The following is a 21,130-nucleotide window of genomic DNA, read 5'->3' as shown; positions in this document are numbered from 1 at the left end:
ATCGGTTCATCAACACCATGCTAACACTGCAATCAGGGTGAATGTCGGAGTTAATTGATAATGACATTTATTATGGCGCACCACTATATCAACCGGCACGTACCAAAACTATAGTTTAGGGTATGAAGTTTTTTATATAACCCTATGTTTTACGTGAAAATAATAATCTGGTGCTCAATTATAGGTCAGGAAGTATGAAGGGTCTGCCCAACGCGTGACCTTGCGGGCCGTTCAATGAGAGTGCTTTGGCAATATCCGCCATGGCAGTCCAGCGATTTTCACACCAGGCTGGCGCCAACAGGGTTGGACGGCGCGCGGAGGCCGAAATCCGGTGATACACCACCTCGGGCGGCGTGTGCTGGATCATGGCGACAGCGGCTTCCACATACTGCTCCAGCGTCAATACCTCAAGGCGTCCCGCCTGCCACGCCTTGCCAAGGGTACTACCCTCTACCACATGAAGCGGATGCAGCTTGATCCCCTCAACACCGGTCTCAACGATGCGATGCAAGGTATCGAGGCTGTCCATCGGCACTTCGCCCGGCAGGCCGACGATCAGATGAGCACATACCTTGATGCCGCGCTGATGGGCACGTCTTACCGCATCCTCATAGGCGGCATAACCGTGGCCGCGGTTGATCCGTTGCAGGGTCTTGTCATTGGCACTTTGCAGCCCGAGCTCCAGCCACACCTCGTAACCCCGGGCCTGATAGCCCGCCAACAGATCCAGCACCGCATCCGGTACGCAATCGGGGCGAGTGCCCACGCAGAGCCCCACCATATCGCTCACCGACAGCGCCTCTTCATACATCCGCTGCAGATATTCGACCTCGGCATAGGTGCTGGTATAGGCCTGAAAGTAGGCAAGATAGCGCTTGGCACGGGTGACTTCGTCCCGGCGAGCCAACAGTTGTTGCACCACGGAGAGTTGCTGAGCCGACTCGTCAGCAAAAGAGGATACGTTGCAGAAGGTGCAGCCACCACGGCCCAGGGTGCCGTCACGGTTCGGGCAGGTAAAGGCCCCGTGGATGGAGAGTTTGTGGATCTTCTGACCATGACGCTGCTTGAGATCCTGACCGAATGTATTGACGAGTTCGTGTAACTGCATGACACCTCCGCTAAAGGAGCGCCATTGTACGAGCTTGCGCAGAACAGGGGCTGAGCTGGATCAAGCTAGCGGAGAGGGTAAAACATATAAATACCCGACCAATTTTGAATAAATATAGAGAAAAAGCGCAAAAAAAAGGATTTTTACAGTTCTTTGACGATTCAAACAGTAAACATCCATATGAAAATGAGACCTGATAACCCACTGTTGAACAATGAGAAATTCAAAGAGACCCGACAGCACACAATTGCAAGCATGGGATATTGAAAATGTGATCCCTTCCGCTGTCGGCCACATCGGGTTGGTAAAATTACTACATTCGCCCATCGTCGCCGAGCACACCATTGAGCCTGTCAATGGCGATATATTTAACCAACAAAATCAAACTATACAGAATAAACACTTCATAACTGCGAGCGAATCCCCCTAACCCGACATTTTGTTATGCGAATGTAACCATGAAGACAAACCTGACCTGCGATTGACCTCGCCAGAAAATCCCATTAGTTTGGAGATTCGCCACGTCAGGCAGACGGAACCACAAGAGCCAATCGCAATTTATGCAGTCAGGTGATGACTGTGCGATACAAGGCCGAGCAAGGGAGAAATGCAATGTCACTATATGATCCAAAGCTGGAGAGGGATAACTGTGGCTTCGGCCTGTTGGCCCACATGGAAGGGGAAGCCAGCCACAAGCTTGTCCGTCTCGCGATGTCAGCATTGGCTCGCATGCAGCACCGCGGCGGGATCTCCGCCGATGGCAAGACCGGCGATGGTTGCGGTCTGCTGCTGCAAAAACCGGACAGCTTCTTCAGAGCTGTCGCCGAGGAGAAGGGATGGCACCTTGGCCGCAACTATGCGGTCGGCATGCTGTTTCTCAACCCGGACCCCGTATTGGCCCAGCAGACCCGCGACATCATCGACGAAGAGCTGGAAAAAGAGACCCTGAGTCTGGTCGGCTGGCGCAAGGTGCCCGTCGATACCAACGTACTGGGTACCATTGCCAAAGCCTCCCTGCCCAGCATTGAACAGGTCTTTGTCAACGCCCCGCCCGGCTGGGTCGACAAGGATCTCGAACGCCGCCTCTATATCGTGCGTCGCCGCATCGAAAAGCGCGTCAACGACGACTACTTCTATGTGGTCAGCCTCTCCAACCTGGTCACCGTCTATAAAGGGCTGTGCATGCCGGTGGACTTGCCGCGCTTCTATCTGGATCTCGCCGACATCCGTATGCAGGCGGCCATCTGCGTCTTCCACCAGCGTTTCTCCACCAACACCAGCCCGCGCTGGCCGCTGGCCCAGCCGTTCCGCTATCTGGCTCACAACGGCGAGATCAACACCATCGCCGGCAACCGCCAGTGGGCCAAGGCGCGCAGCTACAAGTTTGCCACCCCACTCATTCCCGATTTGCAGGAAGCGGCCCCGTTCGTCAACACCACCGGCTCTGACTCCTCCAGCCTCGACAATATGCTGGATCTCTTCCTCGCCGGTGGTATGGACCTGTTCCGCGCCATGCGCCTGTTGATCCCGCCTGCATGGCAAAAACATCCGAACATGGATGATGACCTGCGCGCCTTCTACGACTTCAACTCCATGCACATGGAGCCGTGGGACGGCCCGGCCGGTATCGTCATGACCGATGGTCGCTACGCCACCTGCGCACTTGATCGCAACGGTCTGCGTCCGGCCCGCTACGTCATCACCAAGGACAAGTTCATCACCCTCGCCTCAGAAGTCGGTACCTGGGACTACACCCCGGACGAAGTGCTGGAGAAGGGTCGGGTCGGCCCGGGCGAGCTGTTCGTGGTGGATACCAGCAACGGCAAGGTGTGGACCAGCTTCGAGATCGATGACGACCTCAAGAACCGTCACACCTACAAGCAGTGGATGGATAAACATTGCCGCCGACTGGTCCCCTTCGAGCAGATGGACGACAGCCAGACCGGTAGCCGCGAGTTCTCCGATGACCAGCTGAAAACCTATCAGAAGCTGTTTGGCTACTCCTTCGAGGAGCTGGATCAGATCATCCGGGTTCTCGGTGAAAATGGTCAGGAGGCGGTGGGCTCCATGGGGGATGATACCCCGATGGCGGTGCTCTCCTCCGGCCCGCGTACCCTCTATGACTACTTCCGCCAGATGTTTGCACAGGTGACCAACCCGCCCATCGATCCACTGCGTGAGAACCACGTAATGTCGCTGGCCACCTGTATAGGTCGCGAGCAGAACGTCTTCAACGAGACCTTCGGCCACGCCCACCGGGTGCTGTTCCAGTCGCCGATCCTGCTCTACTCCGACTTCCACCAGCTGCTGGCACTGGAAGGTGAGTACTACCGTCATCAGGTGATCAGCCTCAACTTCAAGCCCGAAGAGGGGCTGGAAGCGGCCATCTTGCGCATCTGCGAGGAGGCCAAAACCGCTGCAAAGAGTGGCACCGTGCTGCTGGTGCTGTCGGATCGCGATATCAGCGCCGATACCCTGCCGATCCCGGCCGCCATGGCGGTGGGTGCAGTACAGCGCACCCTGGTGGACAACAACCTGCGCTGCGACGCCAACATTCTGGTGGAAACTGCAAGCTGCCGTGACCCGCACCACTTCTCGGTGCTGCTGGGCTTTGGCGCGACCGCCATCTACCCCTATCTCGCCTACGAAACCCTGGCCAAACAGGTTGAAGAGAGCGTGCTCACCATGTCCCTGCGCCAGGCCATGGTCAACTACCGCAACGGCATCAACAAGGGGCTCTACAAGGTGATGTCCAAGATGGGCATCAGCACGGTCGCCAGCTACCGCTGCTCCCAGCTGTTTGAAGCGGTGGGCCTGGCCAAGTCGGTGGTCGATACCTGCTTCCGTGGCGTATCGAGCCGTATTCAGGGTGCCGATTTTGCCGACATCCAGCAGGATCAGCACAATCTGGCCCGTCAGGCCTGGCTGGTGCGCAAGCCCCTCCCCCACGGCGGCCTGCTCAAGTTCGTCCACGGCGGCGAGTACCACACCTACAACCCGGATGTAGTGCAGACCCTGCAAACCGCAGTGCGCTCCGGCAACTATGCCGATTACAAGGAGTATGCCCGTCTGGTGAACGAGCGCCCGGTTGCCACCCTGCGCGATCTGCTGGCACTGAAGAAGGTCGACAATCCGGTCGCGCTGGATCAGGTTGAGCCGGCCGACAAGCTGTTCCCCCGCTTCGACTCCGCCGCCATGTCCATCGGTGCCCTCGGCCCTGAGGCCCACGAGGCGCTGGCTGTCGCAATGAACCGCCTCGGTGGTCAGAGCAACTCCGGCGAAGGTGGCGAAGATCCCAAGCGTTTCGGTACCGAGAAAAACTCCCGCATCAAGCAGGTGGCTTCCGGCCGCTTTGGCGTCACCCCCCACTACCTGATGAACGCCGATGTGGTGCAGATCAAGGTGGCTCAGGGGGCCAAGCCCGGCGAGGGTGGCCAACTGCCCGGTGACAAGGTGACTGCCCAGATCGCCCAGTTGCGCTATTCCGTGCCCGGCGTGACCCTGATCTCGCCGCCGCCGCACCATGATATCTACTCCATCGAGGATCTGGCCCAGCTCATCTTCGACATCAAGCAGATCAACCCGAGCTGTCTGGTGTCAGTGAAACTGGTCTCCGAGCCCGGCGTGGGCACCATCGCCTGCGGCGTGGCCAAGGCCTATGCCGACTTCATCACCATCTCCGGTTATGACGGCGGCACTGGCGCGAGCCCCCTCACCTCGGTCAAATATGCCGGCTCCCCGTGGGAACTGGGTCTGGCTGAAACCCAGCAGGCTCTGGTCGCCAACGGTCTGCGCCACAAGGTGCGCCTGCAGGTGGATGGCGGTCTCAAAACCGGCCTCGACATTATCAAGGCGGCCATCCTCGGCGCCGAGAGCTTCGGCTTTGGCACCGGCCCCATGGTGGCGCTCGGTTGCAAATACCTGCGGATCTGCCACCTGAATAACTGCGCCACCGGCGTTGCCACTCAGGATGAGAAGCTGCGTCGCGAGCACTTTACCGGCCTGCCGGAGATGGTGATGAACTACTTCAAGTTCATCGCCGAAGAGACCCGCGAGCTGATGGCCCAGCTCGGCGTCACCCAGCTGACCGACCTGATTGGCCGCACCGATCTGCTGGAAGCCCTGCCCGGCCTCACCGCCCGTCAGGCCAAGCTGGATCTCTCTGGCATTCTGGCCCGTCCGGTTGCGCCGGCAGGCTCCAGCCTGTTCAGCCAGCAGCACAACCCCACCTTCGACAAGGGGCCGCTCAACCTGAAAATGGTGGAAGATCTGCTGGAAGCGGTGGAAACCTCAAGCGGCGGCGAGTTCCGCTACGACATTCGCAACACCGACCGCTCGGTGGGGGCGCGTCTCTCGGGCGAGATCGTCAAACGTCACGGCAATCAGGGAATGGCGGCGGATCCGGTCAAGGTGCACTTCAACGGCACCGCAGGCCAGAGCTTCGGCGTCTGGAACGCAGGTGGCCTCGAGATGATCCTCACCGGTGACGCCAACGACTATGTGGGCAAGGGGATGACCGGCGGCAAGCTGGTGATCAAGCCCCATGTCGGCGTGGCGTTCAAATCCCATGAAGCGGCCATCATCGGCAACACCTGCCTCTACGGCGCCACCGGCGGCAAACTCTACGCCGCAGGCACTGCCGGCGAGCGTTTCGCGGTGCGCAACTCCGGCGCCCTGGCGGTGGTCGAGGGAATTGGCGACAACGGTTGTGAATACATGACCGGCGGCATCGTCACCGTACTGGGTCAGACCGGCGTCAACTTTGCGGCGGGCATGACCGGCGGCTTTGCCTACGTGCTCGACGAGTGCGGCAACTTCGCCAAGCGCACTAACCCCGAGCTGGTGGAACTGCTGGACGTGGCGGATCTCGCCATCCATCAGGAGCACCTGCGCGGCATCATCACGGCGCACCTCAATGAGACCGGCAGCTCGCGCGCCGAGGAGATCCTGGCCAACTTCGACTCCTATGTGCCCAAGTTCAGGCTGATCAAACCCAAGTCTAGCGACGTGAAATCGCTGCTGGGTCACACCAGCCGTTCCAGTGCAGAACTCAGAATCCAGGCGCAATAAGGAGGGAACCCTATGAGCCAGAACGTATTTCAGTTTATCGATGTCCAGCGGGTCGACCCGCCCAAGAAGCCACTCAAGATCCGCAAAATACAGTTTGTGGAGATCTACGAGTCCTTCAATCAGCCGCAGGTACAGATGCAGGCGGATCGCTGCCTCGAGTGCGGCAACCCCTACTGCGAGTGGAAGTGTCCGGTCCACAACTACATCCCCAACTGGCTGAAACTGGCCAAAGAGGGGCGCATTCTGGAGGCGGTGGAGCTCTCCCACCAGACCAACAGCCTGCCGGAAGTGTGCGGTCGGGTCTGCCCGCAGGATCGCCTCTGCGAGGGCTCCTGCACCCTCAACGATCGCTTCGGCGCGGTGACCATCGGCAACATCGAAAAATACATCACCGACAAGGCGTTCGAGATGGGCTGGAAGCCCGATCTCTCGAACGTGGTCAAGACCGGCAAGCGGGTCGCCGTTATTGGCGCCGGCCCGGCGGGTCTTGCCTGCGCCGACGTGCTGGCACGCAATGGCGTCACCCCGGTAGTGTTTGACAAGTATCCGGAGATCGGCGGCCTGCTCACCTTTGGCATTCCCTCCTTCAAGCTGGAAAAAGAGGTGATGCAGCGTCGCCGCGAGATCTTCCAAGGGATGGGCGTGGAGTTTCGTCTCGAGACCGAAGTGGGCAAGGACATCACCTTCGCCGATCTGCTCGGCGAGTTCGATGCGGTCTTCCTCGGGGTCGGTACCTACAAGTACATGAAGGGCGGCTTTGCCAACGAAGAGGCGCCGGGAGTCTATGACGCCCTGCCCTACCTCATCGCCAACGCCAACCGGTTGCTGGGGTTCGAGAAGGCGCATGCCGACTATATCGACTTCGCTGGCAAGCAGGTGGTGGTGCTGGGCGGTGGCGATACCGCCATGGACTGCGTGCGGACCGCCATCCGTCAGGGGGCTGACAAGGTGGTCTGCGCCTATCGCCGCGACGAGGAGAACATGCCGGGCTCCAAGCGGGAGGTCAAAAACGCCCGCGAGGAGGGGGTTGAGTTCATGTTCAACCTGCAACCGGTAGCGGTCGAGCTGGATGCCAGCGGTCGCACCGTCGGCATCAAAGTAGTGAGCACCGAGCTGGGTGAACCCGATGCCAATGGCCGCCGCAATCCGGTGGTCATCGAGGGCTCAGAGCAGGTGTTGGCCGCCGATGCGGTGGTGATGGCGTTTGGCTTCCAGCCCAACCCCCAGCCCTGGATGGCCGAGTTCGGCATCGAGCTCGACAACCGGGATCGCATCAAGGCCCGCGAGCAGGCCGAATACGCCTTCCAGACCAGCAATCCCAAGGTGTTCGCCGGTGGCGACGCGGTGCGTGGGTCCGATCTGGTGGTGACCGCCATCTACGAAGGGCGCAAAGCGGCCGAAGGGATCATGGACTATCTGGCGGTCTGATCCGACCGGCCAAGGCCCTGATGCACTTTCACAATCAGCCCCGCCAATGCGGGGCTGATTTTTTGCAGCGATCCACCCCCTACAAACGCACCACCAGCCACTCCCCCTTGCCGACCGGCACCAGCGAGGTGGCAAAGGCAGGGTCCTGCGTGACCTCGTCCATCCACGCCACCATCTCGCTGCGATGGGAGATGGCGTTGTCGACCACCAGCAGGCCACGGGGTGCCAGCAGGCGGCGGATCTGCGGCCACCATGCCCGGTAGTGCTGACGATCCGAATCGAGGAAGATGAGCTGATAGCCGGCTTGCGGCAAGGTCGGTAACAGCTCACTCGCATCCCCTGCCAGCAAGGTTACCCAAGGGGCCAACCCTGCCTGCTGAAAGTTGTCATGGGCCAGCACGCGCTTATCCTCATCCAGCTCAATGGTGGTAACGTGCCCCTCCAGCCGACGCACTGCTTCTGCCAGCCAGAGTGTGGAGTAACCATTGGAGGTGCCGATCTCCAGCACCGCCTGCGCCCCACGGGTCTGCACCAATACTGACAGCAACTCCCCCGTGTCGCGGGTGATATTGAGCAGCTTGCGGTGGCGAGCCTGCTGCATGCTGTCATTGCGCTCGCCAAGCTGCTCCAGCTGTCGTTTTAACTGTTCCAGTTCCATCGATATCCCTTTCGTCCTTGCCCAAAACCGTTAGCCACGCATCTAAGCTTGGCATTTGGGAGTCAAATGATTGCTTTCAACCGCCATTCACACCACAAAGGATGAGAAAAGGACAACCATTTGAGGCAGAATTTGTGACGTCTATCTGTTACACTTCGCGCCCGCCATTTTCCGGCTCACTCTCTGACTTGATGTCAGGCGCAGCCGTCGGTGGTTACAACCTCCGTCTCGCTCATGCCGAGCTAACCAAGCCAAACACAGCCCAGCTGGAACACAGGAACCCATTATGAGATTTGAATCGTTCGATTTTGCCCCCGAGATTTTGCGTGCTGTCTCAGATTGCGGTTATCAGGAGATGACCCCTGTGCAGCAACAGGCGATCCCGACCATTCGCCGTGGCCGCGATGTGCTGGCCAGCGCCCAGACCGGTACCGGCAAGACCGCCGCCTTCGCCCTGCCCATCTTGCAGCGTCTGGTAGACAATCCGGCGCCGGTCCAGCCTTCCAACGCCCGTGTGCTGATCCTGACCCCGACCCGCGAGCTGGCGGCTCAGGTGGCGAGCAACATCAATGACTTCGCCAAGTATCTCGATATCACCACCATCACCATCGTCGGCGGTGGCAAGCAGGACGTGCAGGCCAAGAAGCTCAAAGCGGGCGCCCACATCATTGTGGCCACCCCGGGCCGGCTGCTGGAACACCTCACCGCCTGCAACCTCAGCCTCTCCGGTGTCGAGTGTCTGGTGATGGATGAAGCGGATCGCATCCTCGACATGGGCTTCAGCGCCGATGTGCAGAAGATCCTGCAAGCGGTCAACAAGACCCGTCAGAACCTGCTCTTCTCCGCCACCTTCTCCGACGCGGTGAAGAAACTGGCCAACCTGATGCTGGACAGACCGCAGATCATCAGCGTCAACAAGCAGAACTCCACCGCCGACACCGTCAGCCACACCGTCTATCCGGTCGAGCAGAAGCGCAAGCGCGAGCTGCTCTCAGAGCTGATTGGCAAGCAGAACTGGCAGCAGGTGCTGGTGTTCGCCAGTACCCGCGAGAGCTGTGATGTGCTGGTCGAGGAGCTGAACCTCGACGGCATCAAGTCCGCCGTGGTCCATGGCGAGAAGGCCCAGGGCAACCGTCGCCGCGCCCTGCGCGAATTCATGGAAGGCAAGGTACGGGTACTGGTCGCCACCGAAGTGGCCGCCCGTGGTCTGGACATTCCGGATCTGGAATACGTGGTCAACTACGATCTGCCGTTCCTGGCGGAAGATTACGTGCACCGCATCGGTCGTACCGGTCGTGCCGGCAAGCGCGGCATGGCCATCTCCTTCGTCAGCCGTGAAGAGGAGCGCACCCTGCTGGAGATCGAGGCCCTGATCGGCCAGAAGATCCGCCGCATCATGGTACCGGGCTATGAGGTGAGCAGCCGTGACGAGCTGATCAAACAGCTGCAGGAGCGTCGCCGCTTTGGCAAGCGCCCGCAGCGTGAAGATAACGCCGTGGCCCAGGTGATGGCCGAAGCCAAGCTGCAGGGTCAGCGCCTCAAGCGTCTGGCCGCCGCCAAGAAGCCCCGTCAGCCGAAATAAAGCGGGCTGTTGCTCTATTGAACCGCAAAGGCGCCACTGGCGCCTTTGCCATCTCTGTCATCGGTGTTGGCCCCTGGTGGTCAACCCAAGGATTGCTTATGACCTCTCCGACCTACAATCAGGCCCTGTTCGAGATGGCCACCCAGAGCCTGGCCGAACTGGCCCGCACCGCCGAGCAAAAGGCGGGCAAGCGCACTCCGGCCCAAGAGAGCCACTTTCTATGCACCTGGATGGCCGACTCCCTCAAGGAGAAGCGCTTCTCCCGTCTGGTGATGGAAGATTTGAAAGCTTGGGTGCAGCTTGGCCGCACTCTGGGTGCGGGCGCCGATCTCAAGGGATTGCTGGAGCGCATCGCCTTCCAGTACCAGTGCGCCATGACCAACCCGCAACAACTGGGGGCCAAGCTGGCAGCCCTGCTGGATGAGCTGGCAACGGCAGGCTGGCTGGTGCTGACCGAGAGCGAGGTGAACGCCAAGCTGCGCCTGCAATCGGGCGGTCAGCCGAGTCTGGTGGTAAGCCATAGCGAATATGAAGGCCATATCGAGGACGGTGAGCTTGTCAAACCCCTCACCCTCTATGTGCGCGGTGACGAGAAGGTGCTGGCCGAGGTGGCCTTCAAGCACGGCCTGCTGCTGAGCCAGGGCAACAAGAAAACCACCCTGGTCAAACATCACAAGGCCTACCGGCTGATGCCAGACAACGCCCAACCGGCGCTGGCACTGCTGAGCGAGGCTCGCCAAGGCGCCTGAGCCCGCCTGTCTTCAGCAATAAAAACGGCAGACCCTTGAGCAGGATCTGCCGTTTTTTATTGTTCGATGTTTGGTGATGAGGTTGAGTAGTCGTTTAGCGGATCTTGAATCCAATCTGGCCCGCGTCACACCACTCGAACATCACCTCCTCGCTCTTGCCGCAGCAACTGCCACCACAGACCCGACTCTCGCGCTTGATGACCCGCCCCTTGCGCATCCAGACGCCGAGCATGGCCTCCACCGCATCTTCCGAGGTGTGGAAGTGGCGAGCCAGATCACGCCGGCTCACCTTCTGTTGCGCGGCGAGGTAATCCCCCAGCTCACGCAGGATCATAAGGTCACCACCTTGCGGGCGACGATGTCACCGTGACGGCGACCGGCCCACCAGAGCAGTACCAGAGAGAGGCCGTAGCTGACGATCCAGAACAGGCTCTGCTCCGGATGAGCGACGAAGGTCGCGACCTGATAGAAGAGGGTCGCACACATAAAGGCCATATAGTTGCACCATACCGCCGTCATCAACGCCCACTGACGACCGGTTTCCCGCACCAGCGCGCCCATGGCGGCGGCGCAAGGCATGTAGAGCAGCACGAACAAGAGGTAGGCAAAGGCACCGGCCGCACCGTCGAAGTGGGTCTGCATGTTGCCGTAGGTGGAGACATCGACCTCCTGCGCTTCGGCAGCTGCCTGCTGATCATCCAGCTCACCGACAGACAATCCCATGGGGTCGCTCGGGTTGATCTCCGCCAGATTGGCCGCCACGGCATCGATCGCCTCGTGGAAGCTGGCCACCAGCGAGAACTCGCTCTCCTCCTCTGCATCGCCACCACCGGCGTAGAGGCTGTTGAGGGTCCCGACCACCGCCTCTTTGGCGAAGATACCGGTGACGATACCGACCGTGGCTTGCCAGTTGTCATCGCGCACACCTATGGGGTGCAGCACCGGGGTCACCGCCTGGCTAATCTTGCTCAGTACCGAGCTCTCCTGCTCCTGATGGCCAAAGCTGCCATCGGTACCCAGGGAGTTGAGCACGCTCAGCACGGCGACCACCAGTACGATGGTTTTACCTGCGCCAAAGACGAAGGATTTGAGCTTCTGCCAGGTCTTGATGGCAACGTTGACCGGACGCGGCCACTCGTAATCCGGCATCTCCATCAGCATGGAGTCGCTCTTGCCCGGCAGCAGGGTGCTGCGCAGCAACAGGCCGGTGAGCACTGCAACCAGAATGCCGATGAGGTAGAGACCGAACACCAGGTTCTGGCCAGACTCGGGGAAGAAGGCCACCGCAAACAGGGCGTAAACCGGCAGACGGGCACCGCACGACATGAAGGGGGCCATGGCGGAGGTCATCAGCCGCTCCCGCTCGGAGTTGAGGGTACGGGTTGCCATCACCGAGGGGACGGTACAACCAAAGCCCATCAGCATCGGCACGAACGCCTTGCCCGGCAGGCCGAGGCGGCGCATCAGGGCATCCACCACGAAGGCGGCACGGGCCAGATAGCCGGAGCTCTCCAGCACCGCGAGGAACAGATAGAGGCAGCCAATCACCGGAATAAAGGTGGCGACGGTCTGCAAGCCGACACCAAAGCCATCAGCCAGAATGGCGCCCAGCCATTCGGGGGCATTGACCAGCCCCAGCAGGTGGTGCACCCCATCGACAAACAGGGCGCCGCCCATGATGTCGAAGAAGTCGATAAAGGCGCTGCCGACGTTGATGGCAAACAGGAACATCAGGTACATGACAAACAGGAAGAAGGGGATGCCAATCCAGCGATTGAGCAGCACCCGATCCAGCCACTCGCTCTGGGCCTCGGTGAGCTTGCCCTTCTGCTGACGAGCCTGTTGTACCCACTGGTGGATATGGCCGTAGCGAATATCCGCCAGTTGCAGGTCGATATCCTGTCCCTGATGGGCGCGAGCCACTACATTAGCTGCGGCCGCCTGCTGACCGGGCAGCAGGGTCTCCTGCATCACCGCATCCTCTTCCAGCAGGCGCAGGGCGCGGCCACGGGTAGTGAGGTGATGCGGGGCGAGCAGGGTCTCCAGCTCCGCCAGATCGGTTTCAAGCGCGTGGCCGTAATCGAGCTGCAAGGCGGCTTGCGGCTGACCGATAAACTGCCGGATCTGCTGCTTGAAGGCGGCAACCTGCTTGCTGTTGTGGGCAGAGAGGGCCACTACAGGGCAACCGAGGGATTTGCCGAGCTTGCTCTCGTCGATGACGATGCGGCGCTTTTGCAGGATATCCAGCTTGTTGAGCACCACCACCATGGGCAGGCCCAGTTCGCGCAGTTGCAGCGTGAGGTAGAGGGAGCGCTCCAGATTGGCGGCGTCGATGACGTTGAGCAGCAGGTCGGGTTGTTGGCCCTGGGCAAAGCGGCTGGCGATCTGCTCGTCCAGACTGCCATCCTGACTGGCCAGGCTATAGATGCCAGGCAGATCCATCAGCTTGAAGTGATGTTCACCCGCGCTGAACTCACCCATCTTCTTGTCGACGGTGACACCACTCCAGTTGCCTACCTGCTGGCGGGCGCCGGTCAGGGCGTTGAACAGGGAGGTCTTGCCGCTATTGGGGTTACCTACCGTTACCAGAGAATAATTCATACCAGCTCTACCTCTATTTTCTTCTGAACCCGCCGCGTGCGTGTGGCAAGCCGCTTTGCAGGTTCGACTTCTTGTCTCTGAACCGCTCCCGGTGACGTTTCTAAACGGGAGCGGCAGCCGAGCAGGGGGTTATACCGGCTCGACTTCTATTTGCTGGGCCAGACTCTTTTGCATGGAGAGACAGATCCCCTGGCACTGGATCTGGAGCGGGTCCCCCAGGGGGGCGGAGCGCAGATAGATGACTTCAGTCTGGGGCAACAGGCCCATCACCATCAGTTTGCGGCGCAGCGGCCGGGCGAGCTGATTCATATTCTTGATGCGAGCACTCTGTCCCGGTGACAACTGCGTGAGTACCATGACTGACTCCTGAAGTTAAACAATAATAATTCGCTTTTACTTGGGGCATTATAAGCTGTGTCTTCAACTTTTATTTGAGTAAAATCAAACTCCGCTTAGCTAACCCATAAAGTATTGCCATGAGTCACGACAACAACAGCCGCCTCGTTTACAGCACAGATGGCGGCATGATCAAGGAGCAGAGCGCTCCCCAATCCGCCTCCCCCTTCCCCACCGACGGTACAGTGCGCATTCGCCGCGAGACCAAGGGGCGCAAGGGTGCCGGTGTGATCACCATTCATGGCGTACCCGCCGATCAGCAAAAACCCCTGGCCACCCTGCTCAAGAAAAAGTGCGGCACCGGAGGCGGTATCAAGGAGGGAGTGATCGAGATCCAGGGGGATAAACGGGACCTGATCAAAACCGAGCTGGAGAAAGCCGGTTTCAGCGTCAAGCTGGTGGGTGGCTGATCCCCTTGTCACTCATGCGGTTTTTCCCTAGAATGCCCGCTCCCATCGAGGGGGAGTAGTCTCGCACACCGGTGCCATCCCATTGCATGAATACCGGTTTGCGACCCTGATCAACATACTTGGTGCCAAATCACCATGGTCAGGGTGATCCATGCCAGCCATGGATTTGACAAGACCTTTGACGGGCCAGTGCCAATACCGGGGACGGATGGCGCAGGCTTGTCTTTGGTTTATAACAATTCCGTCCCCCGGTCATTTTTATGGAAGCCTTGTTAACCTCAACCCTCAGCGTCGCTATTGCCGAAATCGGCGATAAAACCCAGCTGTTGGCGTTGCTGCTCATCTGCCGTTTTCGCAAGCCCTGGCCCATCATCGCCGGCATGCTGGCGGCTACCCTGCTCAACCATGCGGGCGCCGCCTGGATTGGCGAGTTCATCAGCCGCTGGCTCGATCCCAAGATAATGACCTGGCTGGTCGCCATCGCCTTTATCGCCATGGCTATCTGGATTTTGGTGCCGGACAAGATGGATGACGAGGAGAGCTCGCTGGATAAATACGGCCCCTTTATGGCCACCTTCGTGCTCTTCTTCATCGCCGAGATCGGTGACAAGACCCAGATCGCCACCGTATTGCTGGCCGCCAAGTATGACTCGCTGGTGCAGGTCATTACCGGGACCACCCTCGGCATGATGCTGGCCAACGTACCTGTGGTGCTGATCGGCAAGCTGGGGGCAGACAAGCTGCCGCTCAAGGGGATCCGCATCGCCTGCGCCATCCTCTTCGTCGGCCTCGGGGTGAGCACCCTGATCTTTGCCTGATGGCCCGTACCCGATGACCAAGCCCTCCCCTGTGGAGGGCTTTTTGTTTACTGCTGTGTCTATTGCGTAACCCGCTGTCGCAACCACCAGCCGCAGAGCCAAGGGGCAGTGCACGGTTGCGGGTGCCTCATGCCATAATGGGGCAAACCTCGTGGAGTCCCCCCATGCACAACGTATCAAGAGAGACGCTTCTCGAATGGGTCAAACAGGGACGGCTGGCGCCAGAGAAGCTGGTGGACGCCCTGACCCTCGCCGATCTTCCCCCCCATCCGGCGCGCTGGCAGTGGCTGTTTGACCGGCTGTTGCTCTGGCTCGGTGCCCTCTGCATCGGGGCCGGCCTTATTTTCTTCGTCGCCTTCAACTGGCAAGAGCTGGGCCGGGTCTCCCGCCTCGCCCTGCTGGAGGCGCCGCTGCTCGCCATGCTGCTTCTGCTGTGGCGCAAACCGTTGGGGGATACCCCCCGTCAGGCGCTGCTGCTCGCTATCGCCCTCAATATCGGCGCCCTGCTGGCGCTGGTGGGTCAAACCTACCAGACCGGCGCCGATCCCTGGCAGCTGTTCGCCACCTGGGCGCTGATGCTGGTGCCGCTGGCGACATTTGGCCAAAGTCCCCTGCTCTGGACCTTGAGCTGGCTGCTCGGCCAGCTGGCGCTGGTGCTCTACTGGCGACTCGGTTTGTTCACCTTCTTCTTTACCTTCGATGAAGAGGGTTTGGGCTGGTGCCTTACCCTGCTCAACGCCGCCCTCTGGGGTCTGCTTCTGCTGGCACCAACCCGCTGGCGCCTGATGCCAAGCTGGCTGGCGGGCCTGGCCGCGGGTTTGGGGGCCACCCTGCTCACCCTGCTGGCGCTGTTTGATGCAGCCTCCCCGCTGGTGTGGCCGCTCTGGCTTGGCTGGCTCGCTGTGGCCTATGCCCTTTGGCACCATAGATTTATCGCCGGACTCGCCATGGGGTGCCTCAGTCTGATTGCCGTCATCCTCGCGGCGCTGGGCAAGTGGATGGAGCCCGATATCAACGGTTTCTTGCTGCTGAGCCTGATCGCCATCGGCCTTTCGGTCACCGCCGCCCGCTGGCTGCAACAACAACGGAGGTCTCATGAGTGATCTGACCCTTTGGCAAGCACTGCAACAGGCCAATTTGGTGGAGGGGGATCAGCCCCGTGATACCCAACCCCACTGGTCGAGCCGCTTTCTGCTGGGGCTGGTGGGCTGGATTGCCGCCCTGTTCCTGCTCTTTTTCCTGTTTCTCACCTTCGAGCAGCTGACCCGCGAGGCCAACAGCGCCCTGCTGCTGGGGGCCGTGCTGCTGGCGGGGGCCTACGCCCTCAATCGCAGCCAAAGCGGCGATCTATGGGATCAGTTCGTGCTGGCCCTTACCCTGGCGGCCGATGCCTGGCTGCTCTATGGCCTGCTCGATCAGCTGGATCTCCATCACGCCCTGCTCTGGTTTGGGTTGTGCCTGCTCTCCCTTGCCATCGCCGTGCTGTTCGATCACTGGCTGGTGCGGCTGTTTCACAGCGTGGCGGCGGCCCTGCTGCTCACCCTTGGCCTCGCCTGCCTCGGGTTGCAACTGCTGGCACTGCCGCTGGTGATGGCGGCCATTACCTTCTGCTGGCTGCGGGCAGATAGGGATCCAGAGCGCCACCAGCTCTACCACTCCATCACGCTGGGGCTGGCCCTCTCCCTGCTGGTGCTGGGCCGTCTGCACCACCCGTTGTGGGATGGCGGCAGCAGCGTGCTGGACGAACTGGGGCTTTCTCGCCTGCCGCTCTGGCTCAATCCCCTGATCTGCGCCGCCCTGCTGCTGGCGGTGATGGTGAAGCTGAGGCTCCCCCTGCTGTTTGGCCTGCCGCTGGTGCTGATCAGCGCCATCATTCCCGGCATGGGGGCGGGCGCACTGGTGCTGATCCTCGGGTTTTATGCCGGCAGTCTGGGGCTGATGACCCTCTCGGCCCTGCTGCTGCTCGGTTATGGCTCCCTCTATTACTACGATCTTGGGCTCACCCTGATGACCAAATCCTGGCTGCTGCTGGGCTCCGGCATCCTGCTGCTGGGTGCCCGCCAGCTGCTCACCACCTTCGCGGCAAGGAGCGACTCATGAAACCCGTCACCCGACAACTCGCCCTGTTGCTGAGCGGCCTCGCCATCCTGGCAGGCATCAATGCCACCGTCTGGCGCTATGAGCACGCCATGAGCAGCGGCGAAGTGGTGCTGCTGCGACTCGCCCCGGTCGATCCCCGCTCCCTGATGCAGGGGGATTACATGCGGCTCAACTATGAAATTGCCCGCGAGCTGACCAGCCGCAACGCCCGTGCAACTCAAGACAAGGGCAGCGACACCCTGGTGATCCGCCTCGATGCCCATCAGGTGGCCACTCTGGTAGCCGATGGCAAACCGGATCGGCTCGCCAGCGATGAGCGGCTATTGCAAGTGCACCAGAGCGAGCGGCAGTGGCAGATCGGCCCCGATGCCTACTTCTTTGAAGAGGGAACGGGGGTACAGTACGAAGCGGCCCGCTACGGCGAGTTCCGGCTGCAAGCGGATGGCAAGACCCTGCTGGTAGGGCTGCGGGATGAGGCCTACCAGCCCATCGGGCAGATCCGCGCCCGCTGGTAACGGCAGTGAGTGGCTATTTACTCTGTTCATGGTCACACTCAAGAGAAGGTTGATCGCTAAGGATGTTCCCAATGAGGATATGGCTGATCTGTCATCTGTTGCTGCTCTGCTGGGCCTCCACGGCCCGGGCTGATCTGGGCAAGCTCGAGTACCTCACCGAAGAGTACCCCCCCTACAACTTCAGCGATCCGCAAGGCCAGCCCACCGGCCTTGCGATCGAGCTGCTGCAGATGATCTGGCAACACAGCGGCGTAACGCCCCAGCCGGTGCGCATCCTGCCCTGGGCGCGAGGTTATTACTTGCTAACCCAGAAGCCCAACGTGGTGCTTTTTTCCACCGCCCGCACCCAGGCGCGGGAGGATCTCTTCAAGTGGGTATGCCCCATCGGCTACTCGGAGTACATACTGCTGGGCCGCAAAGAGCAGAACATCACCCTGACCGCCTTCGATCAGATGAGCCAGTACAAGATCAGCGCGGTGCGCTCGGATGCCGCCGAGCAGCTGCTGCTCAACAACGGCATGGATGACAACAACATCATCCCGGCCAACCGCCTGTCGCAGGGGTTGAAGATGTTGCTCTCCGGCCGCGCCGATCTGCTCGCCACCAGCAAGCTGGCGGGATATGACGCCATCCGCGAACTGAAGCTGAGCAGCGACGACTTCAACGTGGCCATGGTGCTGAGCGCCGAGCAGCTCTGCTACGCCTTCAGTCGTCAGGTGCCTGACAGCGAGATCACCCTCTTTCAGCAGGGCCTGACCCGCGCCCTCGCCTCGGAAGAGTTTCGCAAATTGCAGGCCAAATACCTGCCGGTGCGCTGAGCACTCACTCACCCGATGGGCAGCAGTTCGCTGCCCATTTTATTGATGAAAGATGCAATAGAGGTGGCTAGCTATTCCCGCCGCAAGCAGTCAAACTGGGCTACATAGTTGATTGCGAAGGATCTTTCCCGTGCGGACATGGCACCTACCTCATCTGCTACTGCTCTTGTGGGCCACCTTCGCGCAGGCCGATCCGGGCAAGCTCGAGTATCTGAGCGAAATCTCTCCCCCGTTTAATTTCAGCGACCAGCAAGGGATGCCGACCGGATTGTCGGTAGAGCTGATGCAGCTTATCTGGAAAGCCCGCGGCGTATCGCCCCAGCCCATCCGCATTCTGCCTTGGGCCCGGGGCTACAACCTGCTGCAACAAAAACCCAATGTGGTGCTGTTTGCCACCGCCCGCACCCCGCAGCGGGAGGCGCTTTTCAAGTGGGCCTGCCCCATCGATCACTCGGAGTTCGTGCTGCTGGGGCGCAAGGCGGACAACATCACCCTCGGCTCGGAGGCCGAGATCAGCCGCTACAAGGTCGGCGTGGTACGCTCCACCGTCTCCAAGCAGCTGCTGCTCGAACGCGGTATCGATGAGCGCCAGCTGATGCTGGCCAACCGCCTCACCCAGGCGGCCAAAATGCTCACCTCAGGTCGCGCCGATCTGTTTGCGACCAACAAGCTGGCTGGCTATCAAACCCTGCAGCAGATCGGCTTCAAGCCGGATGACTTTCATGTCGCCTTCGTGCTGGATGCCAGACCGCTCTGCTACGCCTTCAGCCGTCAGGTGCCCGACAGCGAGGTCGCCCTCTTTCAGCAGGCGCTGACCCATGTCGTCGCCTCGGCGGATTTCTCGGCCCTGCAAGCCAAATACCTGCCGCTGCGCTAACGCCCCGATCGCCGCCGACATTGGACGCGGGATGGGACTGTGCACCCGCGCTTTTTTGCCAAACATGCTCCGTCGCCTTGGCGAAATCGGCCAGCTTGGTCACACTTGAGCAGATATTCCCTTGATCAGGATGGCAAAAATGAAACCATGGATTGGATTGGCCGGGGCGCTGCTGGCCACCCTCGCACAGGCGAGTCCTGAGCTCGGCAAACTTCACTACATCACCGAAGAGTACAAACCCTACAACTACGCCGATGCCAGCGGCGCCCCCACCGGCCTCGCGGTCGAACTGCTGCAACTGGTATGGAAAAAAACCAATACACCAGCGCAGCCCGTCACCATCATGCCGTGGGCGCGCGGTTACTACCTGCTGACCCAAAAGCCCAATGCGGTGCTCTTCTCCACCGCCCGCACCCAGGCACGGGACCCCCTGTTCAAGTGGGCCTGCCCCATCGGATATGCCGAGATCGTGCTGGTGGGGCTGGCCGATCGCAATATCACCATCACCAAGCTCGACGATGCCAAGGCGTTCAATATCGGGGCGGTGCGGGCCGATGTGGGGGAGCAACTGCTGCTCAACAACGGCTTTGACGAGACCAAACTGATGGCCGCCAACCGGCTGGCACAGGCGCTCAAGATGCTCACCTCAGGCCGGGTCGATCTGGTCTCCACCAACAAGACCACCATGGAGCAGCTGATCGTCGAACAAAAACTCGATCCCGCCCGCTTCAAGGAGCAGTGGGTACTGAGCTCGGAGCAGTTCTGCTTCGCCTTTAGCCATCCGGTGAGCGACGAGCTGGTCAAGGAGTTCCAGACCGGCTTGACCCAGGTGCTGGCGAGCAGTGAATACCCGTTGCTGCACAGCAAATACTTCCCTACCCCCGCCGCCAAATAGCGGCGCCGCGTCGAGCGCCAACAACAAGGGGCCCACCGCGGGCCCCTTCGCTTTTTACTGTTTGCGCTTCACTCTTTTTACCGCTTACACGCCCCTCCCGGCGTCACCCCACCACCCTGCCACTGCCAAGCCCCGACAACCAACAACTAATCACTAATTAATAAAAGTTTGTGCCAGCGCAAAAAATCACTCTTTTCTGATAGTTAGCTCATCAAAACCATAGATAAGACCACTCTGGCTCCGTAATATGGCGACGGGCGTCTGTTGACCCCTTTTCCGAGATCAATGGTCAACGGCGCAATCTGGTAGCGACAGTCAGGGGCGGTAGCGACTTTAGCGTAGGGTCGATTAGCGAAGCGTAATCGTCCGCGGTAACCGTCCCCTCTCCCCTTGCGGGAGAGGGCTAGGGTGAGGGATCGGTAACGTCTTTGCCCTGCAACAGGGTATTGCCATGGCTTCGCCAGTAGGGTCGATTAGCGAAGCGTAATCGTCCGCGGTAACCGTCCCCTCTCCCCTTGCGGGAGAGGGCTAGGGTGAGGGGGTCGGTAACGTCATTGCATAGCGGAATATCGCCAGCCTAAATGGCATGGCTTCGCCATGCAGAACGCGAGGACTCCGTCCTCGATGGGGTTTCGCCGCCGCTACGCGGCTTGGCGAGTGACTTTTCTTTGCGTGGCCAAAGAAAAGTCACCAAAAGAAAGGCCACCCCCACTTGTTCGCCCTCCTGCGTCGGGTTCCCTCGGTTCAGGCAAAAGGTCTGGCGGAACGACGCAGACGGTACATCCCTGTACCGCCTGCGTCTGCGCCGTCGTCCATGACGGCGCTCCTGACCTTGTGCACTCACCTCGGCGAACAACAGGGGGCAACACACCCAACGCGCCGCCCCGAGGCCAGTTAACTGGCGTAGGGTGCAACAAGCGCAGCGCATTGCATTGCACCGCGGTAACAATCCACCGCCCCCTTGCGTGTGAGGTGCATGGCGCAATCCGCAAAGCCTGTAATCAAACCTACTGTATGGAGATGGTATTCACCTGACAGTTGCCCACAAAAGGGAGTGGTCATACGGCTTCAAACCGGATAACAAAACGGTACCCCTACCGTGTTA

The 21,130-nt window shown here is 60.3% G+C and carries 17 protein-coding genes; 12 read left to right on the top strand and 5 right to left on the bottom strand.

The annotated features are described in order from the left end of the window. Window positions 1-178: 178 nt before the first annotated feature. Window positions 179-1,108, bottom strand: a complete 930-nt coding sequence (locus AB5Z05_RS12955; RefSeq protein ID WP_042083735.1) for a TIGR01212 family radical SAM protein — start codon at window positions 1,106-1,108, stop codon at window positions 179-181. Between the two features lie 612 nt (window positions 1,109-1,720). Between AB5Z05_RS12955 and gltB the strand changes: the two genes are divergently transcribed. Then, window positions 1,721-6,178, top strand: coding sequence for a glutamate synthase large subunit (gene gltB / locus AB5Z05_RS12950; RefSeq protein WP_368151794.1), 4,458 nt, complete (start codon window positions 1,721-1,723; stop codon window positions 6,176-6,178). Window positions 6,179-6,190: 12 nt separating this feature from the next. Beyond that, window positions 6,191-7,606 carry an FAD-dependent oxidoreductase gene (locus tag AB5Z05_RS12945; protein ID WP_043819326.1) on the top strand — a complete coding sequence of 472 codons (1,416 nt, stop codon included), beginning with the start codon at window positions 6,191-6,193 and terminating at the stop codon, window positions 7,604-7,606. Window positions 7,607-7,685: 79 nt separating this feature from the next. On the opposite strand, the gene AB5Z05_RS12940 is transcribed toward AB5Z05_RS12945, so the two are convergent. Continuing rightward, window positions 7,686-8,264 (bottom strand): O-methyltransferase, encoded by a 579-nt coding sequence (locus AB5Z05_RS12940; protein WP_368151792.1) that lies wholly within the window; start codon window positions 8,262-8,264, stop codon window positions 7,686-7,688. A gap of 286 nt (window positions 8,265-8,550) precedes the next feature. Between AB5Z05_RS12940 and AB5Z05_RS12935 the strand changes: the two genes are divergently transcribed. Together AB5Z05_RS12935 and AB5Z05_RS12930 are read left to right on the top strand one after the other, a co-directional pair. Beyond that, window positions 8,551-9,846, top strand: coding sequence for a DEAD/DEAH box helicase (locus tag AB5Z05_RS12935; RefSeq protein WP_368151790.1), 1,296 nt, complete (start codon window positions 8,551-8,553; stop codon window positions 9,844-9,846). A gap of 98 nt (window positions 9,847-9,944) precedes the next feature. Beyond that, window positions 9,945-10,595 (top strand): DUF2913 family protein, encoded by a 651-nt coding sequence (locus AB5Z05_RS12930; RefSeq protein WP_368151788.1) that lies wholly within the window; start codon window positions 9,945-9,947, stop codon window positions 10,593-10,595. Window positions 10,596-10,689: 94 nt separating this feature from the next. Here the strand turns inward: AB5Z05_RS12930 and AB5Z05_RS12925 are convergent, their stop codons facing one another. From AB5Z05_RS12925 to AB5Z05_RS12915, 3 genes are all read right to left on the bottom strand, one after another. Beyond that, window positions 10,690-10,929 (bottom strand): FeoC-like transcriptional regulator, encoded by a 240-nt coding sequence (locus AB5Z05_RS12925; RefSeq protein ID WP_005346763.1) that lies wholly within the window; start codon window positions 10,927-10,929, stop codon window positions 10,690-10,692. After that, window positions 10,926-13,196, bottom strand: a complete 2,271-nt coding sequence (gene feoB, locus AB5Z05_RS12920; protein WP_368151786.1) for a Fe(2+) transporter permease subunit FeoB — start codon at window positions 13,194-13,196, stop codon at window positions 10,926-10,928. The genes AB5Z05_RS12925 and feoB overlap by 4 nt, the downstream gene beginning before the upstream one ends. A gap of 129 nt (window positions 13,197-13,325) precedes the next feature. Beyond that, complete coding sequence (locus tag AB5Z05_RS12915) at window positions 13,326-13,553, bottom strand: FeoA family protein (RefSeq protein WP_005337384.1); 228 nt, start codon at window positions 13,551-13,553, stop codon at window positions 13,326-13,328. A 119-nt stretch (window positions 13,554-13,672) separates the two neighbouring features. On the opposite strand from AB5Z05_RS12915, the gene AB5Z05_RS12910 reads away from it, so the two are divergent. From AB5Z05_RS12910 to AB5Z05_RS12875, 8 genes are all read left to right on the top strand, one after another. Next, entirely contained in the window at window positions 13,673-14,002 is a 330-nt protein-coding gene (locus tag AB5Z05_RS12910; protein WP_368151784.1) for a translation initiation factor, read from the top strand. 260 nt (window positions 14,003-14,262) lie between these two features. After that, window positions 14,263-14,820 (top strand): TMEM165/GDT1 family protein, encoded by a 558-nt coding sequence (locus tag AB5Z05_RS12905; RefSeq protein ID WP_005337386.1) that lies wholly within the window; start codon window positions 14,263-14,265, stop codon window positions 14,818-14,820. A gap of 164 nt (window positions 14,821-14,984) precedes the next feature. Then, window positions 14,985-15,923, top strand: a complete 939-nt coding sequence (locus tag AB5Z05_RS12900) for a DUF2157 domain-containing protein (RefSeq protein WP_368151783.1) — start codon at window positions 14,985-14,987, stop codon at window positions 15,921-15,923. After that, window positions 15,916-16,920: a DUF4401 domain-containing protein gene (locus AB5Z05_RS12895; RefSeq protein WP_267517439.1), complete on the top strand. Its 1,005-nt coding sequence runs from the start codon at window positions 15,916-15,918 to the stop codon at window positions 16,918-16,920. Before AB5Z05_RS12900 ends, AB5Z05_RS12895 begins: the two co-directional genes overlap by 8 nt. After that, window positions 16,917-17,435: a GDYXXLXY domain-containing protein gene (locus tag AB5Z05_RS12890; protein ID WP_279496509.1), complete on the top strand. Its 519-nt coding sequence runs from the start codon at window positions 16,917-16,919 to the stop codon at window positions 17,433-17,435. The genes AB5Z05_RS12895 and AB5Z05_RS12890 overlap by 4 nt, the downstream gene beginning before the upstream one ends. A 71-nt stretch (window positions 17,436-17,506) precedes the next feature. Further along, window positions 17,507-18,253 carry a substrate-binding periplasmic protein gene (locus tag AB5Z05_RS12885; RefSeq protein ID WP_368151780.1) on the top strand — a complete coding sequence of 249 codons (747 nt, stop codon included), beginning with the start codon at window positions 17,507-17,509 and terminating at the stop codon, window positions 18,251-18,253. 130 nt (window positions 18,254-18,383) lie between these two features. Further along, window positions 18,384-19,130 carry a substrate-binding periplasmic protein gene (locus AB5Z05_RS12880; RefSeq protein ID WP_368151778.1) on the top strand — a complete coding sequence of 249 codons (747 nt, stop codon included), beginning with the start codon at window positions 18,384-18,386 and terminating at the stop codon, window positions 19,128-19,130. Between the two features lie 139 nt (window positions 19,131-19,269). Next, window positions 19,270-20,025 (top strand): ABC transporter substrate-binding protein, encoded by a 756-nt coding sequence (locus AB5Z05_RS12875; protein WP_113738666.1) that lies wholly within the window; start codon window positions 19,270-19,272, stop codon window positions 20,023-20,025. The last annotated feature ends 1,105 nt before the right edge of the window (window positions 20,026-21,130 follow it).

This window comes from Aeromonas sp. R2-4, assembly GCF_040908365.1.
GTDB lineage: Bacteria > Pseudomonadota > Gammaproteobacteria > Enterobacterales > Aeromonadaceae > Aeromonas > Aeromonas veronii.
This window is presented reverse-complemented; position numbering and strand designations above follow the sequence as displayed.